The organism is Parahaliea mediterranea, assembly GCF_003402235.1.
In the GTDB taxonomy this organism is placed as follows: domain Bacteria; phylum Pseudomonadota; class Gammaproteobacteria; order Pseudomonadales; family Halieaceae; genus Parahaliea; species Parahaliea mediterranea.
Map to the genome: position 1 here is coordinate 490757 of NZ_QEWO01000003.1, position 18257 is coordinate 509013.

13 protein-coding genes are annotated in these 18257 nt (G+C 65.8%); 8 read left to right on the forward strand and 5 right to left on the reverse strand.

What is annotated here, in order from left to right; genetic code table 11:
- The 5 genes from DDZ17_RS11670 to DDZ17_RS11690 are packed head-to-tail and all read left to right on the forward strand — an operon-like array spanning position 1 to position 6371.
- Positions 1-1668: a class I adenylate-forming enzyme family protein gene (locus DDZ17_RS11670; RefSeq protein ID WP_116367009.1), complete on the forward strand. Its 1668-nt coding sequence runs from the start codon at positions 1-3 to the stop codon at positions 1666-1668.
- Between the two features lie 3 nt (positions 1669-1671).
- Positions 1672-2904 (forward strand): acetyl-CoA acetyltransferase, encoded by a 1233-nt coding sequence (locus tag DDZ17_RS11675; RefSeq protein ID WP_116367011.1) that lies wholly within the window; start codon positions 1672-1674, stop codon positions 2902-2904.
- Positions 2901-4094, forward strand: a complete 1194-nt coding sequence (locus tag DDZ17_RS11680; RefSeq protein WP_116367013.1) for an acetyl-CoA C-acyltransferase — start codon at positions 2901-2903, stop codon at positions 4092-4094. Before DDZ17_RS11675 ends, DDZ17_RS11680 begins: the two co-directional genes overlap by 4 nt.
- A 30-nt stretch (positions 4095-4124) precedes the next feature.
- Complete coding sequence (locus tag DDZ17_RS11685) at positions 4125-5681, forward strand: tannase/feruloyl esterase family alpha/beta hydrolase (RefSeq protein ID WP_116367015.1); 1557 nt, start codon at positions 4125-4127, stop codon at positions 5679-5681.
- Between the two features lie 18 nt (positions 5682-5699).
- The gene (locus DDZ17_RS11690; protein WP_157976598.1) at positions 5700-6371 is read left to right on the forward strand and encodes an NUDIX hydrolase; all 672 of its coding nucleotides are present in this window, start codon (positions 5700-5702) and stop codon (positions 6369-6371) included.
- Between the two features lie 6 nt (positions 6372-6377).
- Here the strand turns inward: DDZ17_RS11690 and DDZ17_RS11695 are convergent, their stop codons facing one another.
- Positions 6378-8534, reverse strand: a complete 2157-nt coding sequence (locus tag DDZ17_RS11695; protein WP_116367019.1) for a 3-hydroxyacyl-CoA dehydrogenase NAD-binding domain-containing protein — start codon at positions 8532-8534, stop codon at positions 6378-6380.
- Between the two features lie 17 nt (positions 8535-8551).
- Positions 8552-9754: an acetyl-CoA C-acetyltransferase gene (locus DDZ17_RS11700; protein ID WP_116367022.1), complete on the reverse strand. Its 1203-nt coding sequence runs from the start codon at positions 9752-9754 to the stop codon at positions 8552-8554.
- Positions 9755-10664: 910 nt separating this feature from the next.
- Here DDZ17_RS11700 and DDZ17_RS11710 point away from each other — a divergent pair.
- The 3 genes from DDZ17_RS11710 (at position 10665) to DDZ17_RS11720 (ending at position 15979) form a co-directional block, all read left to right on the forward strand.
- Positions 10665-12152 (forward strand): CAP domain-containing protein, encoded by a 1488-nt coding sequence (locus DDZ17_RS11710; RefSeq protein WP_157976599.1) that lies wholly within the window; start codon positions 10665-10667, stop codon positions 12150-12152.
- Positions 12153-12252: 100 nt separating this feature from the next.
- The gene (gene rep / locus DDZ17_RS11715; RefSeq protein WP_116367026.1) at positions 12253-14247 is read left to right on the forward strand and encodes a DNA helicase Rep; all 1995 of its coding nucleotides are present in this window, start codon (positions 12253-12255) and stop codon (positions 14245-14247) included.
- Between the two features lie 10 nt (positions 14248-14257).
- Positions 14258-15979, forward strand: coding sequence for a potassium/proton antiporter (locus DDZ17_RS11720; RefSeq protein ID WP_206613529.1), 1722 nt, complete (start codon positions 14258-14260; stop codon positions 15977-15979).
- 10 nt (positions 15980-15989) lie between these two features.
- On the opposite strand, the gene DDZ17_RS11725 is transcribed toward DDZ17_RS11720, so the two are convergent.
- From DDZ17_RS11725 to DDZ17_RS11735, 3 genes are read right to left on the reverse strand one after another with little or no spacing between them, the layout of a single operon-like run.
- Complete coding sequence (locus tag DDZ17_RS11725) at positions 15990-16268, reverse strand: hypothetical protein (protein WP_116367028.1); 279 nt, start codon at positions 16266-16268, stop codon at positions 15990-15992.
- Positions 16265-17848: a PepSY-associated TM helix domain-containing protein gene (locus DDZ17_RS11730; RefSeq protein ID WP_116367030.1), complete on the reverse strand. Its 1584-nt coding sequence runs from the start codon at positions 17846-17848 to the stop codon at positions 16265-16267. The genes DDZ17_RS11725 and DDZ17_RS11730 overlap by 4 nt, the downstream gene beginning before the upstream one ends.
- Positions 17849-17864: 16 nt before the next feature.
- Positions 17865-18203 (reverse strand): hypothetical protein, encoded by a 339-nt coding sequence (locus DDZ17_RS11735; RefSeq protein WP_206613530.1) that lies wholly within the window; start codon positions 18201-18203, stop codon positions 17865-17867.
- Positions 18204-18257: the final 54 nt, after the last annotated feature.

An 18257-nucleotide genomic window follows, 5' to 3' on the forward strand; every position in this document is an offset into this window, starting at 1 on the left:
ATGCGCACCAGCTCACCCGACCGCATCCGCCAGCTCACCGAACAGGGCTTTTGGGGCAGTGACACCCTGCACAGCCTGCTCGCCGACTGCGCCCAGCGCAGCCCCGACACCCTGGCGGTGGCCGACCAGCCCAACAAGGCGGCGCTGTGCGGCATCGACCCACTGCGCCTGAGCTTTGCCGAGCTGGAGCGCTTTAGCGCCCAACTGGCCTGCCAACTGCTGAACAAGGGCATTACCGCCGGCGACCGCCTGCTGGTGCAGCTGCCCAACATCGTGGAACTGGTGGCGCTGTATTACGCCTGCAGCCGCATTGGCGCGGTGATCTCGCCCATTCCGGTGCAGTACGGCGCCCACGAACTGCGCCAGTTTGCCGCCACCCTGCAGCCGGCCGCCTGCATCACGCTGGGAGACTTTCGCGGGGAAGACCTGGCCGCGCGCGCCGCCAGCGCCCTGGCGGACTGCCCGGTGTGGGCCCTGGGCTCGGACATCGGCGGTGGCGCCACCGTCACCCGGGATGACCTTCAGAACCTGGCCCGCCACAGCGCCGCCCACCCCACGGATGCCAACGACATCGTCACCCTGTGCTGGACCTCCGGCACCACCGGCACCCCCAAGGGCGTGCCGCGCTCCCACAACATGTGGGTCGCCATCGCCCGCAACACCATGGAGGCCGGCGACTACCAGCCCGGCGAAACCCTGCTGGCGCCCTTCCCGCTGATCAACATGGCGGCCATTGGCGGCTTTCTGTTTCCGGCGGCACTGCTGGGCGCAACCCTGGTGCTGCACCACCCCATGGACCCGCCCCTGTACCTCAAGCAGCTGCAGGACGAGCGCGTCACCTTCACCATCGCGCCGCCGGCCCTGCTCAACCAGTTGGCCCACCAGCCGGCACTTTGGCAGCAGGGTGACTTCAGCGCCCTGCGCGCCTTTGGCTCCGGCTCCGTGCCCCTGTCGCCGGCCATGATCGACACCATCGAGGGGGACTACGGCAAGGCCATCATCAACTTCTACGGCTCCAACGAAGGCATCAGCCTGTTTGCCACCCCCGCCACGGCAGCAGACGCCGAGACCCGCGCCGCCCTGTTCCCACGCCTGGGCGTGGCGGGCATGCCCTGGCAGGGCCGGGCCCACGCCAGCACCACCACCCGGGTGATCGACCCGGACAGCGGGCGCGAGATCACCACCCCCGGCCAGGCCGGCGAGCTGTGCATCAGCGGCCCGGCCGTGTTCGACGGCTACCTGGACCACAACGGCGAGGGCGTGTTTACCGCCGACGGCCTGTTTCGCACCGGCGACCTGGTGGAGATTGCCGGCGACCCGCCCAACTACTACCGCATCGTCGGGCGCTGCAAGGACATCATCAACCGCGGCGGCATGAAGATTTCGCCCTCGGACCTGGACACGGTGCTGGAGGGCCACCCCGACCTGGCCGAAGCCGCGGTGTGCGCCTATGCCGACGCCATGCTGGGGGAGAAGGTCTGCGCCTGCGTGGTGCCCGCCGCCGGCCGCGAGGCCCCCACCCTGGCAGCACTCGGACAGTGGCTGCTGGAGCGCGGCGTCGCCAAATTCAAGCTGCCCGAGCGCCTTGAGGTGCTGAACGCCCTGCCCCGCAACCCGGTGGGCAAAGTGGTGCGGGGCGACCTGCAGCGGCTGATCACAGAGGAATAAACCATGACAGATATCTATATTCTGGGCGGCAGCCAGACCGACTTCGCCCGCAACTGGGCCCGCGAGGGGCTGGAAATTTACGACCTGTTCAGCGAAGCCCTCAGCACCGGCATCGCCGACGCCGGTATCGAACCGGCACAGATTGAAGTGGGCCACGTTGGCAACTTTGTCGGCGACCTGTTTGCCCGCCAGGGCCAGCTGAACGGCTTTTTCGCCGAGGTGTATCCCGAGCTGTGCGGCATACCCACCTCCCGCCACGAGGCGGCCTGCGCCTCGGGCACCATGGCCATGCTGGCGGCCATGCGCGATATCGAGGCGGGCCACTACCGCTGTGCCGCCGTGGTCGGCCTGGAGCTGATGCGCAACGTAAACGGCAAAACCGGCGCCGAATACCTGGGCGCCGCCGCCTGGGTCGGCCGCGAAGCCACCGACTGCGACTTTCCCTGGCCCTTCATGTTCGACCGTATTACCCGCGAGTACGACACCCGCCACGGTATTGACGGCGACCACCTGCTGCGCATTGCACAGAACAACTTCGCCAACGCCAAGCGCAACCCGCTGGCCCAGAGCCGCGACTGGCAGTTCCCCGCGGGCTGCTTCAGCGTCGATGACGACCTCAACCCGGTGATTGAAGGCCGGGTGCGCAAGATGGACTGCGGCCAGATCACCGACGGCGCCGCCTGCGTGATTCTGGCCGATGCGGCCACCGCCCGGGCGCACGCCCGGGCCCGGGGGCTATCGCTGGCGGCCATTCCACGCATCAAGGGCTGGGGCCACCGCAGCGCGCCCCTGTCGCTGGAGCACAAACTCACGCTCAGCGCCGGCCAGCCGCTGCTGTTTCCCCATGTGCGGGACATGTTCAACGACGCCCTGCGCCGCGCCGGCTTTGCTGCGGTCACCGACCTGGACGGCCTGGAAACCCATGACTGCTTCTCGGTCACCGAGTACATGGCCATCGACCACAGCGGCCTGACCGCCCCGGGTGAAAGCTGGAAGGCAGTGGAAGACGGCCGCATCGCCGTTGATGGCGACTTCCCCATCAACCCCAGCGGCGGCCTGATTGGCCTTGGCCACCCGGTGGGCGCCACCGGCGTGCGCATGGCGCTGGACTGCGCGCGCCAGGTGAGCGGCCGCGCCGGCGGTTGCCAACTGCCCCGGGCCCGCAACCTGGCCACCTTCAACCTCGGCGGCAGCGCCACCACCTGCGCCAGCCTGATTATCGGAGTGGATGAATGAAACACGCGCTGATTTACGATGCCATTCGCAGCCCCCGCGGCCGCGCCAAGGACAACGGCGGCCTGCACGAACTGACGCCCCACGCCCTGCTCAAGCAGCTCTACAGCGCCCTTGGCGAGCGCACCGGCCTGGCACCGGCGCAGGTGGGGGATGTCATCCTCGGCTGCGCCACCCAGCACGGCGAGCAGGCCGGCAATATCGCCAAGGCCTCCACCCTGTACGCCGGCTGGCCGAGCCAGGTGCCGGGCATGACCATCAACCGCTACTGCTCATCGGGCATCGACAGCGTGGCGCTGGCGGCTTTGAAGGTACAGGCCGGCCTGGTGGATACCGCCCTCGGCGGCGGCGTGGAGATGATGTCGCGGGTGCCGATGCTGGCGGACGACGCCCGGGTGTTCAAAGACCCGGCCTTCGCCGCCCGCTGCCAGATGCTGATGATGGGCAACGGCGCCGACCTTGTCGCCACCCTGCACGGCGTCAGCCGGGCACAGGCCGACGCCCTGGCCGAGCGCAGTCAGCAGCGCGCCGCCCAGGCCCGCGACGCCGGCTACTTTGCCTCCATCGTGCCCATCACCCGCGCCGATGGCAGCCAGTGCCAGCAGGATGAGTGCATTCGCGCGGACACCACCGCCGCATCCCTCGCCGCGCTGGAACCTGCCTTCGCCCGGGCCGGCGCCATGGGCATTGATGACTACCAACTGGCGGCCCACCGCCAACTGTCGGCGGTGCAGCACATCCACACCGCCGGTAATTCCCCCGCCATGGCCGACGGCGCCGCCCTGGTGCTGGTGGCCGCCGAGGGCGCGCTGGATGCCCGGCCCCGCGCTCGCATTGTGGCCAGCAACACGGTGGCGGCAGACCCAACCCAGGTGCTGTCCGGCTGCGTGGAAGCCACCCGCGCGCTCATGGCGCAGCACCGGCTCACCGCCGCCGATATCGACCTGTTCGAGATTCACGAGGCCTTTGCCGCCATCTCGGTGATGGGCATGCGCGAACTCGACATCTCCGAGGACAAGTACAACGTCAACGGCGGCGTGATCGCCCTGGGCCACCCGATGGGCGCCACCGGCGCCATGATGCTGGGCACCCTGCTGGACGAGTTGGAGCGGCGCGACCTACAGCGCGGCATCGTCTCTGCCGCTGGCGCCGCCGGCACCGGCAGCGCCCTGCTGATTGAACGCCTGCCCTGACCCACACCACTGTAATAACAAGGATCTGCCATGCACTACCGCCTGACCCTGCTCGCGGCCATCGCGCTGATCGCCGCCTGCGCCAATCCTTCGGTGCCCAACACTGCCGGCACCCCCGACGTTGCTACAACCCGCGACACCGCCGGCCACTGCGCCGCCCTGGCCGGGCACACCGCGGCGGCTACCGCCGTCACCAGTGCCCGGGAAGTGCGCGACCACGACAAGCTGCCACCCTTCTGCCAGGTTGAGGGCCACATTGAGGGCAAAGTGGGTTTTGTGATGCGTATGCCGGTGGCCGACTGGAACCACAAATTTGTGGTGGCCGGCTGCGGCGGCTTTTGCGGTGGGCTGGACCCGGACAAGGCCGGTTACTCCAACAGCCTGAACACCGCCCTGGCGGAGGGCTATGCCGCCATCCTCAGCGACAGCGGCCACCAGGCCCCCAACTGGCAAACCGACTGGGCACTGGATGACCCCCGCGCCCTGGAACTGTACGCCGGCGCCTGGATGCCCCTGGCCGTTGCCAGCGGCCGCTCCCTGGCGGCTGATTACTACCAGGACGCACCGCGGCGCACCTATTTCTCCGGCTGTTCCAACGGCGGCCGCCTGGGCCTGTACGCCGCCCAGCGCTACCCGGCCCTGTTCGACGGCATTGCCGCCGGCGATGGCATTTTCGACCTCAGCGGCAACGGCGGCATTCACGGCCTGTGGCTGCTGCAAACCACCCGCAATCCGGACGGCAGCGCGGTGATCTCACAGGCCAAGGTGCCCCTGCTGGCGAGGCACGTGATGCAGCGCTGCGACGCCCTGGACGGGGTTGAAGACGGCATTGTCGCCCGCCCGGAGCTGTGTGACCCCGCCCCGGCAGCACTGCAGTGCCAAAGCGGCGAGGCGGCCGATGACTGCTTCAGCGCGCAGGAAGTGCGCGCCATCGAGCGCCTGTACCAGGGTGCCACCGTTGACGGCGAATCCCTGTTCCCGGGCATTGCCCCCGGCTCCGAGGCCTACTGGCCGATCTGGGTGGTGGGCACCGACGAGGCCATGGCCTGGGGCGAGCGCGCCGGCGAGGGCTACCTGCGCCTGGCCTACGGCATTCCCGCCGATGCGCCCTTCCACCCCCACGACTACCAGCTGGGCAGGGAAATCGAACGCATTCAGGCCCTGGCCCCGCTGGTGAATGCCACCGACCCCAACCTGGACGCCCTGGCCGCCGCCGGCACCCGGCTGTTCTATTATCAGGGGCTGGCGGACCCGCTGATCCTCCCCGGCCGCACCCTCACCTATTTTGATGAAGTCCGCGCGGCCTCCCAAGCGCAAACGCTGACGGATTCGGCGCGCTTTGTTACCGTACCGGGCTTTGGCCATTGCTGGGAACGCACGGGACTCACCGCCGATGACTTCAATCCGCTGCAGATTATTGACCGCTGGGTGGAACAGGGCGAGGCGCCGGATGCGGTGCTGGCCCACCAGCGCGACGCCGACGGCGCCATCATTCGCAGCCGCACCCTGTGCGCCCTGCCGGCCCGGGCGGTGTACCAGGGCGGCGACCCGGACAGCGCCGACAGCTTCCGCTGCGAGGCACCCTGAGGCCGGGGCGGTGCAGCCATGAGGCCGGTGGACGCCGCCTCCCTGGTGATAGTGCGCAACCGGCGCGAGGTACTGATGGGCCTGCGCAGCTCGCGCCACGTGTTTGTGCCGCAGCAGTATGTGTTCCCGGGCGGGCGGGTGGATGCCGGTGACGGCCGCGTGGCCGCGCCCTTTGCCCTGAGCGAGCACAGCCGCCAGCGCCTGGAGCGCAGTGCCAGCGCCGCCCGCAGCCGCGCCATCGCCATGGCGGCGGTGCGCGAAACCTGGGAGGAAACCGGGCTGCTGCTGGGCAAGCCCCCGGCGCAAACACTGCGCACCCGCTCACCCTCGTGGCGGCCCTTTTACCGCCAGGGCCTGGTGCCGGCGCTGCAGCACATGGATTACTTCGCCCGCGCCATCACCCCGCCCAACAACGTGCGCCGCTTCGACGCGCGCTTTTTTGCCACCGATGCCCGCCACTGCGCCGGACGCCTGCGCAGCAACGGCGAGCTGGAAAACCTGCACTGGGTGCCCCTGGCTGACACCGCCGGCCTGCCCATGATCGGCATCACCCGGCTGGTGCTGGCGCTGGTGCAGGAGGCCCTGGGCGACAGCGAGGCCCGCCGCCGCGCAGTGGCGGTGGAGCCCGCCGTGGCCCGCTATGAGCTGGTGGAGCAGCACACCCTGCCGCCCAACCTGCTGGGCGGCTAGACGGCGCTAGCTGAAGCGCTCGCCGCGCTGTGCCATGTCCAGCAGCAGCTGTGGCGGGGCAAAATCCGCCCCGTAGCGCTCGGCCAGTTGCGCGGCGCGCTCGGCAAAAGCCTTGAGGCCGTAAGCGTTCACGCACTGGTACACACCGCCGGTGTGAGGCGGAAAGCCAATGCCCATGATGGAGCCGATATTGCCGTCCGGCACGCTGGTGAGCACGCCCTCCTCCATGATGCGAATGGCCTCCAGCACTTGGGGGAACAGCAGGCGGTCGCGCACGTCCTCGAAGGGAATGTCGGTGTAGCCCTCGGGGGCAAAGCGCGCCTTCAGGCCCGGCCAGGTAGCCACTTTTTTGCCGCGCTCATCGTAATCGTAAAAGCCGCCGCCGGCCTGCTGGCCCTTGCGCTGGCAGTCTTCGATCATCACCCGGATCACTTCCGACTCGGGGGCGCTCTCGAAGGCTTCGCCCCGCGCCTCGGCGTCCTTCCTGCGCTGCTGCATGCCGTGGTAGGCGGTTTCGATGGAGATGCTGTCCAGGGTTTCCAGCGGCCCCATGGGCGAGCCGTTGAAGGCGGCGGCATTTTCGATCAGGGCCGGGTTCACGCCTTCGGCCAACATGCGCTGGCCCTGGGTGATGGTCTGGCCGATCACCCGGGTGGTAAAGAAGCCGGGGGCGTCCTTGACCACGATGGGCTTTTTACCCAGCTGCTGGGACAGATCGAAGGCCAGGGCCAGGGCTTCGTCCGAGGTCTGCTCGCCGGTGATGATCTCCACCAGCGGCATGCGCTCGGCGGGCGAGAAGAAGTGCATGCCAATGAAGTTGGCCGGGCGCACCGAGGCTGCGGCCAGTTCGGTGATGGGCAGGGCCGAGGTGTTGCTGGCGAACACGGCGCTGTCCCCCAGCACCGCCTCGGTCTCTTTGGTCACTGCGGCCTTGACCCCGCGGTCTTCAAACACGGCCTCAATCACCAGCTCGCAGTCGGCCAGGTCCTGCACATCCCCGGTGGGATGTATGCGCGCCAGCAGGGCCTGGCTGGCGGCATCGTCCAGGCGCCGGTCGCGCTCGCAGGCTTTTACCGCATAGGCCTTGCCCTTGTCGGCGCGAGCCTGGTCCAGGTCTTTCAGCACCACCTCGATGCCCACCTTGGCGGCATTGAAGGCGATGCCCGCGCCCATTACTCCGGCGCCGAGAATGCCGAGTTTCTTCACCCGGCGCTTGTCGATGCCCTCGGGCCGCGAGGCGCCGGCGTCGAGCTGGTTCATCTGCACGAAGAAGGTGGTCATCATGTTGCGCGAGACCTGATCCAGCAGCAGGCGCTGGAAGTAGCGCGCCTCCACGGTGTGGGCGGTGTCGTAGTCCACCCGGGCGGTGTCCACCACGGCGGCAAAAATCACCTGCTGCGCCGGCATGTTGCCCTTGGTCTGGTTCATCACGTTCACCGGGCCGAAGTAGGTCAGGCCCTGGGTGGCGTCATCACCTGGCAGGCCACCCGGCATGTGATAATCGGGCTGTTCCCAGGGTTGCTTGGCCTGCGGGTTGGCCTTGATCCAGGCCTTGGCCCGGGCCGCCATGTCGGCCTCGGAATCGGCAAGTTCGTGTACCAGCCCGGCCTCCAGCGCACGCTCGGCGCGCAGGCGCTTGCCCTGGGCAATCAGCGGCAGGGCCTTTTCCATGCCCAGCAGGCGCACCAGGCGCACCACGCCACCGGCACCCGGCATCAGCCCGAGCATGGCCTCCGGCAGGCCGATCTGCACCTTGGCGTCGTCCAGCGCCACCCGGTAGTGGCAGGCCAGGGCAATCTCGTAGCCCCCGCCCAGGGCGGCGCCATTGATACCCACCGCCACCGGCACCCCGAGAGCCTCCAGCCGGCGCAGCGGTGCCTTGCTCTGGAGAATGCCCTCGAACATGCGCTGGCGCTCGGCCGGCGGCGGGTTGAGGTCCATCTCCAGCATGGCGGTAATGTCGCCGCCGGCAAAAAACTGGCCGGGCTTGCCGGAGCGAATGTACACCCCCGCTATCTCGCCCTTCATGGCCTCCAGTTCATCGAGGGCCCTGGGCATGGCCTCGGCGTATTCATCGCCCATCACATTCACCGATTTGCCGGGCTGGTCGAAGATCAGCTCCACAATGCCATCGGCGTCTTTTTCCAAACGGATATAGCTCATGACTCTCTCCTAACCCCTTATACGCGCTCGATGATGGTGGCAATGCCGATGCCGCCGCCAGCGCACAGGGTCACCAGGGCGGTGTTGAGATCGCGGCGCTCCAGTTCGTCGAGCACGGTGCCAAGGATCATGGCGCCGGTGGCGCCGATGGGGTGGCCCATGGCAATGGCGCCGCCGTTGACGTTGATTTTGTCGTCGGGGATATCCAGCAGGCGCTGGTAGCGCAGCACCACGGCGGCAAAGGCCTCGTTCAGTTCAAACAGGTCGATGTCGCCAGCGCTCATGCCGGCCAGCGCCAGGGCTTTTTGCGAGGCCGGGGCGGGGCCGCCCAGCATCAGAGTAGGCTCGCTGCCGGTCAGGGCGCAGGCGCGAATGCGGGCGCGGGGCGCAAGGCCCAGGTCGTCGCCGGCCGCCTGGTTGCCCACCAGCACCAGCGAGGCGCCATCCACCACGCCGGAGCTGTTGCCCGGGGTGTGGATGCAGGTGAGCTTCTCCACCTGGGGATACTTGAACTTGAGGAAATCCCCGTGGCCGTACTGCTCAAACACGCTGAAGGAGGGTTTGAGCCTCGCCAGGTCATCCAGGGTGGTGGGGCGGATGTGCTCGTCTTTATCCAGCACCACCACGCCGTTCAGGTCGGTCACCGGCACAATGGAGCGGTCGAAGTAGCCGGCGTCCCGGGCCGCAGCGGCCCGGCGCTGGGATTCGCAGGCGTAGCGGTCGGCATCCTCGCGGCTGAAGCCGTCCAGGTGGGCCATCAAATCCGCCGCCAGGCCCTGCGAAATACCGTAGCTGTGCATCGCCACCCAGGGGTCTCCCGCCGCCGCGCCGCCGGCGCCCATGCCCAGGCGCGACATGCTCTCCACGCCGCCGGCCATGCCCAGGGACTCCATGCCCGACATCACCTTCATGGCCAGGGTATTCACCGCGTCCAAGCCGCCGGCGCAGTAGCGGTGCAGCTGGGCGCCCACCGTTGCCTGGTGCCAGCCACTGTAGACCAGGGCCGTCTTGGCGATGTTCTGGCCCTGCTCCTTCACCGGCTCGCCGGTGGCCAGCAGCACGTCCTCCACCCGCTCCTCGGGCAGGTGGTGGCGGTCGCGCATGGCCTGCAGCAGGTTGCGCACCAGATCAACGGGCTTGACCTCGTACAGGCCACCCCCGGGTTTGCCGCGCCCGCGCGGGGTGCGCAGGGCATCAAAGATGTATGCGTCCTGGGTCATGGGATTCCTCTTGCCTGGACTGGCCGGCGCCGAGCGCGCCCGCCGGATTTCAAGTGGCGCCATCATCCCCGCCACCGCCCCGGCCGGCCATTGCGTCAGGGGTCAGGGTGCGCTGACTTAATCCATCAGCCGCGATGCCGGCCCTGGCGTCACGGGATTGCGGCCCGGGCGAGCAGCGACTTACCCGCGCCACCGACAGCCTGCACCTGTCCATGCGCGCCATTCGCCGGCGGCTGTGAAAAGCAGAAGCAGTCGCTAACCACCCCGGTGGGTGCTATAGCAGATGGCGCAGTGGCGTAAAAGTGCAGTAAACCGATGTCCTTTGATGCGATTGACGCACTGCTGGCGATAGACGCTGTGACATTCCAGCGCCGGGGGGGGTAGGGCAAAATTGATCGATGGAAATGCCCGTTGCAGGCGTGCATGACGTGTTACGCTGCTGAAGTGTTGCTTCATGGAGTCAGTCTTGTCCATAACCATGCCTATGGACAAGGCAATTCAACAGGCTATGGTGGCCGGGGATTTTCCATGCCAGCAAATGGCTACGATACTACTGTGTCTCCTGGAAAGATTAGAGCAACTACAATAATGTCGAATCCCAATCTTTTCACTCCTGGCGTATGGTGTGCCACTTCGACGCTACTCGTAAACCACACTTGTGGCTCACGACTGCGATATATCGCTGCACAAAATGTTTCACGTGTTGTATCGGAAATAACCAGCGGTTCCTGGCCTGGAGTCACCTTGTATAACAGATATTTTCCTGAATACTCCCCTGCCAAGAGACCATCAGGATATAACAGTATTCCCTACCAAACTGCTGCGGTCATTCAAAACGGCATGAACATTTCGAAAAACAATAATTAACAGGATTGGTGGAAAGGTATAAAAACTAGCAGGAGTTTTTTCAATGAAGGCGGCTTTTTTACGGATTTTTGTAATGCTGTTAATAAGCGCACTACCGGCTTGTGGCGGTGGCGGGAGCGGGAGCGGTGCAGCAGAACCTTCTCCGGTAATGCCGACAGAGCCGGAGCCGGAGCCGGAGCCGGAGCCGGAGCCGGAGCCGGAGCCGGAGCCAGGTAATTGTGAAAGCGATGCTGACACAGACCATCCGTATAACGGTAGCGCTACCTCGGAACTCAAAGGAAAATCCGGGGATTACAACAGGACATTCTGGTGTGGAAAGGTTAGGGCTTCTCTTTCAAGCCCCATTATTCAACCTGCTGAGCTCTATGCCACTACGCCAAATACAGACCACTGTGATCCGGGTGCCCTGCAACCGGAAGTGGCAACAGAAGTCCTGGACTACATTAATCAGGCTCGACAACTCCACGGACTCGCCCCAGTCACCTATGCTGAAGCCTACAACAGCGAAATGGCTGCCGCCGCACTGTATATAAACCGTAACTGGCGCAGCGAGGACTTCCCCGGGAAGGGCGGTGAGTGTTATTCCGAACCGGCCTATCGGGGCGCCCAGACCAGCGTATGGTTACGGAAAAGTATCAACAACCAGCTCGCCTCTCCTTCGATATTTTTGGCCGAATGGTTACGTGGTTACGAAGAAACGTTCACCGATGTGATTCCTGCCTATTCACTTCTGCCGAATCGCCGGGCTCTTTTACGTCCGGATTTACCCAGCGTGGCTTATGGGCAGGTCGATGCCTATGCAGCTGTGAAAGTAAATGGTTATGAAGGAGAGGTAAACACGGTAGACCCTGATCTGGATTTTGTCGCGTATCCCTATGGGCGCTTCCCTTTTCTACTGTACGACGGCAAATGGCATATCGAAATGACCCCTGGATCAAACTATGATTTTTCAAACGCCGCCATTTCCATTATTAATACAAATACTGGTAGCGAGGTGGAAGTCACGGGTTTCGGAACCGCTGTCGATTACGCTACGTGGTGGCCTATCGAGAGTGATGACGTCACCAGCAATCGCTACAAAGGCATCAGCCTGGATACCAATTACACTGTCACTATCAGCGGTGTTGTCTCTGGTGACGGCAATGTTCACACGATCATCTATCCAGTATTTATTGACCATTCGGCCCTGGCCTATATCAACGCTCCACTCGAATCAGGCGATGTCGACCTGAAAGGGTCACTTTCCGAACCCGGTGATTCCGATAGTTATCAGGTCGAATTGTCCGGCGATGTTGTCTTTAGAGACACATCTTCGCTGGAAACGGGTGCCGCCTATCGCATCAGGCTTTACTCGCAACAGCGGGAACTGGTGTATTCGAGCATAGCCTCAAAGATGTTGGCCGACGTCAATTCTCATCCGGAAGTAAAGAACCTGCCATCTGGACGGTACACTGTCAGGCTATCTCTTTGTGATGAGTATGAATTGAGTTGTCTGGCCAAACCCACCAGCTACCATATAACGATTGACTGATATCTGAACCCTTGCCTTCCCAGGCGCAAAGGCGACAAGCCCTGATGCGGCCTGGGCATTCCTGCTACACTGGCGCCCCATTCACCACCCGTGTGCCTCAGTGACCCAACTCAACCCCCGCCAACGCGAGGCCGTGCGCTACATTGACGGCCCACTGCTGGTGCTGGCCGGTGCCGGCAGCGGCAAGACCAGCGTGATTACCCGCAAAATCGCCTATCTGGTGGAGCAGTGCGGCATTGATGCCAAGCGCATTGCCGCGGTGACCTTCACCAACAAGGCGGCGCGGGAGATGAAGGAGCGGGTGGGCAAGATTCTGGGCAGTGGCGCCGACGGCCTGACGGTGAGCACCTTCCACCAGCTGGGGCTGAACATTATCCGCCGTGAGCGCAAGCACCTGGGCCTGAAGAGCGGCTTTTCCATCTTCGATGGTGAGGACAGCAAGAACCTGATCAAGGATCTGCTGATCCAGGAGCACGGCTCCGACGGCGACCAGGCCGGTACGATTCAACAGCGCATTTCCAACTGGAAGAACGACCGGGTGCTGCCCGAGGAGGCCATCGCCCAGGCCACCAGCCCGGCGGACATACTCTGCGCCCAGGCCTACCTGCGCTACCGGCGCGCCCTGAAGGCCTACAACGCGCTGGATTTCGACGACCTTATCCTGCTGCCCACGATTCTCTTCGAGCACCAGCCGGAAGTGCTCGAGAAGTGGCAGAACCAGCTGCACTACCTGCTGGTGGACGAGTACCAGGACACCAACTCCAGCCAGTACCTGCTGGTGCGCCAGATTGTGGGCCTGCGCGGGGGGCTCACGGTGGTGGGCGACGACGACCAGTCCATCTACGCCTGGCGCGGCGCCCGGCCGGAGAACCTGGCCCTGCTGCAGGAGGACTTCCCGGCCCTGAAAATCGTCAAGCTGGAGCAGAACTACCGCTCTACCTCGCGCATTCTCAAGGCCGCCAACACGCTGATTGCCAACAACGAGCACGTGTTCGACAAGCAGCTGTGGTCGGAGCTGGGCATGGGCGACCCGCTGCGGGTGATGCGCTGCGCCAACGAGCAGGACGAAGCCGACCAGGTGGTGGCGGAAATCCAGGACCACCGGCTGCGCAAGCGCACCCGCTACGGCGACTACGCCATCCTCTACCGGGGCAATCACCAGTCGCGACTGATCGAGCTGGCCCTGCAGCAGAGCGGCGTACCCTACCACCTCAGCGGCGGCACCTCCTTCTTCGCCCGCAACGAGGTGAAGGACATCATGGCCTACCTGCGCCTGCTGGTGAACGCCGACGACGACAATGCTTTTTTGCGCATTGCCAACGTGCCCCGGCGCAAGCTCGGCGCCAGCACCCTGGAGGCCCTGGGCGAGTTCGCCAACGAGCAGCACGTGAGCCTGAGCGGCGCCTGCGAGCGCCTCAGCGAGGGCGTGCTGCCCGAGGCGGGCCTGAAGCGGCTAAAGGAATTCCACCACTGGCTGGAGCAGATGCGCCGCCACAGCGCGCAAAAATCCGGCGCCGACGGCATTCGCCAGCTGCTGCGCGACATCGACTACGAGGACTGGCTGCTGCAGCTCAGTTCCAGCGAAGAGGTGGCCGAGCGCCGCATGGGCAATGTGCATTTTCTGGTGGACTCCATCGACCGCCTGATGCGCGACGAGGAGCTGGCCCTGGACGAGGCCATCAACCGGCTCATTCTGCGCGATTTGCTGGAGCAGCAGGACGAGGAGGAAGCCGGCCCCGACTGCGTACAGCTGATGACCCTGCACGCCTCCAAGGGCCTGGAGTTTCCCCATGTGTACATCATCGGCATGGAAGAGGGCTTTCTGCCCCACCGGGTGAGTGTGGAGGAGGACAACATCGCCGAGGAGCGCCGCCTGGCCTACGTAGGCATTACCCGCGCCCGCCAGACACTCACCATGAGCCTGGCCGAGCGGCGGCGCCAGTACGGCGAGACGGTGCCCTGCGAACCGAGCCGTTTTCTGGCGGAACTACCCGAGGAAGACCTGGTGTGGCAGGGCGGCAGCGAGGCCAGCCCCGAGGCCAACCAGGAGCGGGCGGCGGAAACCCTGAGCGGCCTGAAGGCCCTGTTTGCCTGAGTAGCGCGCCATGATCGACGCCAGCTACCAGCTGATCCTGCTGTGCGCCTTCCTCGGGCTGGTGAGCATTGCCATCACCGGCCTGTCGCAACGGCTCGGCGCGCCGTCCCTGCTGCTGTTTTTGCTGGTGGGCATGCTGGCCGGTGAAGACGGCCCCGGCGGCATTCACTTCGACGACATTGGCACCGCCTTCCTGGTGGGCAACATCGCCCTGGCCATCATCCTGCTCGATGGCGGCCTGCGCACCCATGTCAGCAGCTTTCGCGTTGGCCTGAAGCCGGCCCTGTCGCTGGCCACCCTGGGGGTGGCCCTCACCAGCGGCATTGTCGGCATGGCCGCCGCCTGGATACTGGACTGGCCCCTGCTCAACGGCCTGCTGCTGGGGGCCATTGTCGGCAGCACCGACGCCGCCGCGGTGTTCGGCCTGCTGCACGGCGCGGGGCTGGAACTGAAACAGCGCAGCGGCGCAACGCTGGAGATCGAGTCCGGCACCAACGACCCGATGGCCATCTTCCTCACCGTGTCACTGCTGGGCCTGCTGGGCAGTGCCGGCAGCGGCAACATTGGCCTGGAGCTGCTGGTGGAGTTTCTGCGCCAGATGGGCTTTGGCGGCCTGGCCGGGCTGGCCGGCGGCTGGCTGTTGCTGAAGCTGCTGAACTGGCTGCACCTGCCGCGGGTGCTCTACCCCCTGCTGGCGGTCTCCTTCGGGCTGTGCGTGTTCGGGCTCACCAACCTGGCCGGCGGCAGCGGTTTTCTGGCCATTTACCTGATTGGCCTGCTGCTGGGCAACCGCCCCCTCAACTACCTGCACGACATACGCTGGCTGCTGGACGGCCTGGCCTGGCTGAGCCAGATCGGCATGTTCCTGCTGCTGGGCCTGCTGGTAACGCCTTCGTCGCTGCTGGGCGTGGCCCTGCCGGCCCTGGTGATTGCCGCCGTGCTGATGCTGGTGGCACGGCCGCTGGCGGTGTTTGCCTGCCTGGTGCCCTTTCGCTTTCCGCTCAAAGAGCAGGTGTTCATCTCCTGGGTGGGGCTCAAGGGCGCCGTGCCCATCATCCTGGCCCTGTTCCCCTACCTGTCGGGCCTGCCGCACAGCGACACCTACTTCCAGATCACCTTCTTCGTGGTGCTGCTGTCGCTGTGCTTCCAGGGCTGGACCATCGCCCCCCTGGCCCGGCGCCTGGCGCTGGACGTGCCGCCCATGGCGGAGGACCGCGAACACCTGGGCGTGGCCATTCCCGGCCAGGTGGGCCGGGAACTGCTGGCCTACCGCATTCACGCCGGCAGCCCGGCAGACGCCTACGTGCTGGGCCGCCTGCCGCTGCCAGACAGCGTGAAAACCATCGGCGTGCTGCGCGCCGAACAGGTGCTGCCACCGGCGCCGGAACTGCACTTGGAGCCGGAGGACTTTCTCGTGCTGCTCACCCCCAGCCATGAGAGCGAGCAACTGGCGGGCCTGTTTGCCACCCTGCCCACCCGCTCCCACCTGATCAGCAGCGCCTTTTTTGGCCCCTTTACCCTGCAGCCGGATGTGCTGTTTGACGACGTGTGCGCCGCCTACGGCGTACCGCGCGAGGCAGACCTTAAGGGCCTGGACCTCGACGCCGTGCTGCGCCGGCGCGTGCACGCCCAGCCGGTGGTGGGCGACCGCCTGCGGGTGGGGAATATCGAACTGGTGGTGAAGCGCATGGCCCAGGGGCGCATCCTGCAGGTGGGGCTGAAGCTCTGCTAGACCGCCGCCATCAGGCGGTCAGCGGCGGGCGGCGCAGGGCCACCACCCAGCCAATTACGGTAATAGCGCCCAGCCACAGCACAAAGCCGGCCACCTGTCCGCACAGCAGCAACAGCACGCCGGGCGCCAGCACCAGCAGGGCCATGGCCAGCTTCTGCCAGGGCGCAGGCGCTGCAGGCCGCGCCAGGCCGTAAACCCGCCGGCGCTTGGGGTTGACCGCCGCCAGCCAGGCAAAGCCCAGACTGCTCAGCAGGCAGGCGGCCACAAACAGCAGCAGGGTCAGCATCATGTGGCGGCCCCCGGCAGCGGCGCGGCAAAGCGCGGCATCCAGCGCAGGCCCGCAGCCACCCGGGCGCAGATCACGCCCGACAGCACCATCACCATATCCATGGCCACCACCACACCGTTACCGGTGGCCAGGGCCGCGGCCCAGGGGGTGCCGCCCAGCAGCATGCGGGTAAGGGGCAGCAGCACCAGCAACGCGCCCAGGCAACCGGCCAGGGTGCGGTGCAGGGCCGCCCGGGGCAGCACCAGCCCAACGAGGATGGACAGTATTGAAAAGCCAATAAAGCCGCTGGCCACCCACAGGTGGGTATCGGCGCGGCCGTAGCTCAGGAAGAAGGCATGGGCGGCGCCGGCCAGGGCGATGGGCGTGCCGTAGGCCACCACCTCCACACTGCCGGCCAAGCGCTGCCACAGGGGGTCGTGCTCGCGCCGCTGCAGCCACAGTTGCAGGCCGGTGATGGTCACATAGCACATGGCCAGCCCCAGGCAGACCCACACAATCTTGGACAGCAAGCCGGCAAAGTTGCCAAAGTGCAGGGGGCCCATCAGGTCGAAGGCCACGGTGCCGGCGGAGGGCACGGTTCCCAAGCTGGGTTTGACCCCCAGAAATTCGCCGCTGGCGCCGTCGAACAGGTTGCTGGTGCCGGTGAGTTGCCCTTCGGCGGGCGAGTGGAACACCAGCACCTGCGAATCCGCCCGGCCCCAGTGGGCCACCGAGGTAAACAGCGGCACCGAGCCCGCCTCCCGGGCGGAGCGCTCGTGCATGGCGTCCAGGTTGGCCATGGGCGCCGGAGTGTCGTCGCTGGCCGCGGGCGCGCCTACCAGGGTTTCAATGGCGGCCACCTGGTCGCCACCAAAGGCGGTAATGGCCACCAGCGGCAGGCCCAAAGCCGTGGCAAAGCTGAAGAAGGAGCCGGTAAAGGCCAGCACAAAGCCGAACACCAGGCCCCAAGTGCCAGCCAGTACATGGCGGTCTTTTTTCTGCAACAGGGCGCCGGACGGGCGCGGGGCCACAAAGGCATCCTTAATCAGGTGGCGGTGGATCAGCAGGCCCGAAATGGCGGCCACCAGCATCACCAGCCCGAGGATGCCCGTGGCGTACAGCCCCCAAGGGTCTGGCAGGTGCAGGTTGACGTGCAGGTCGACAATAAAGCGGTCCAGGGCATCCCCAGGGCCGGCGTTGAACACCTCGCCGCCGTAGCCTTCGCGGCTGCGCAACACCTCCCCGCTGCGCGGGTCGACGTCCATCAGGGTACCAAAGTCCTCCATATTGCCGGTGGCCGGGTTCAACTGGTGGGTATGGAAAAACACCACCAACTCGCCGGCGGCATTGGCAAACAGGCTCACGTCTTCGCGCTGGGCCTCGGGCACCTGCTGCGCAAGCGTGCGCAGGGTGGCATCCATGGGCACAGCCATGGGCTCGGCCACCTTGCTGCCACCCACCGACCAGGCGCCGATTTCGTGTACCAGCACCGCCACCGCCCCGGTCAGCACCACCACGTACAGGAACAGGCCGCAAACCACCGCGGACCAGCCATGCACGGCAATCAGCCGACGGGTTCTCTCCTGGGAAAGCTTGATCATGATTGCATCCTGAAAGTCACTGGGCGCCGCCCTGCATCATCGTTTGCAGGGCCGACACCACGGGTATGCCGTTGGCGACAGCAAGCGCCAGAATCACCGCCCCGGCGCGCCAGGGCCGCGCATCCAGCAGGGCATAGAAGAATAGCAGCGCCCAGATGGCGGGAAACAGCAGAAGGGGAAAGGCCAGGTGATTGATGCCGGCGGCACCCTCGGGGAACCACACGGTCATGCCGGCCATCACCAGTATCGAGGCAATCAACACCAGCGGGCCGGCCACGATCCAGCGGGCAATCAGCGGCCCGCGGCCCGGCCCGTCGGGTGGGTGGGTAGTTTTTTCAGTGGTGTCGACACTCACAGCGCGTTGCCCCCGGCACTGTCGCTCATTGGCGTAGTGAAACAATGGGTGTAT

Bases quoted from the DNA above. Each gene is read 5' to 3' on its own strand.
- DDZ17_RS11670 (WP_116367009.1), top strand. From the start codon at position 1: ATGCGCACCAGCTCACCCGACCGCATCCGCCAGCTCACCGAACAGGGC.
- DDZ17_RS11675 (WP_116367011.1), top strand. From the start codon at position 1,672: ATGACAGATATCTATATTCTGGGCGGCAGCCAGACCGACTTCGCCCGC.
- DDZ17_RS11680 (WP_116367013.1), top strand. From the start codon at position 2,901: ATGAAACACGCGCTGATTTACGATGCCATTCGCAGCCCCCGCGGCCGC.
- DDZ17_RS11685 (WP_116367015.1), top strand. From the start codon at position 4,125: ATGCACTACCGCCTGACCCTGCTCGCGGCCATCGCGCTGATCGCCGCC.
- DDZ17_RS11690 (WP_157976598.1), top strand. From the start codon at position 5,700: ATGAGGCCGGTGGACGCCGCCTCCCTGGTGATAGTGCGCAACCGGCGC.
- DDZ17_RS11695 (WP_116367019.1), bottom strand. From the start codon at position 8,534: ATGAGCTATATCCGTTTGGAAAAAGACGCCGATGGCATTGTGGAGCTG.
- DDZ17_RS11700 (WP_116367022.1), bottom strand. From the start codon at position 9,754: ATGACCCAGGACGCATACATCTTTGATGCCCTGCGCACCCCGCGCGGG.
- DDZ17_RS11710 (WP_157976599.1), top strand. From the start codon at position 10,665: ATGAAGGCGGCTTTTTTACGGATTTTTGTAATGCTGTTAATAAGCGCA.
- DDZ17_RS11720 (WP_206613529.1), top strand. From the start codon at position 14,258: ATGATCGACGCCAGCTACCAGCTGATCCTGCTGTGCGCCTTCCTCGGG.
- DDZ17_RS11725 (WP_116367028.1), bottom strand. From the start codon at position 16,268: ATGATGCTGACCCTGCTGCTGTTTGTGGCCGCCTGCCTGCTGAGCAGT.
- DDZ17_RS11730 (WP_116367030.1), bottom strand. From the start codon at position 17,848: ATGATCAAGCTTTCCCAGGAGAGAACCCGTCGGCTGATTGCCGTGCAT.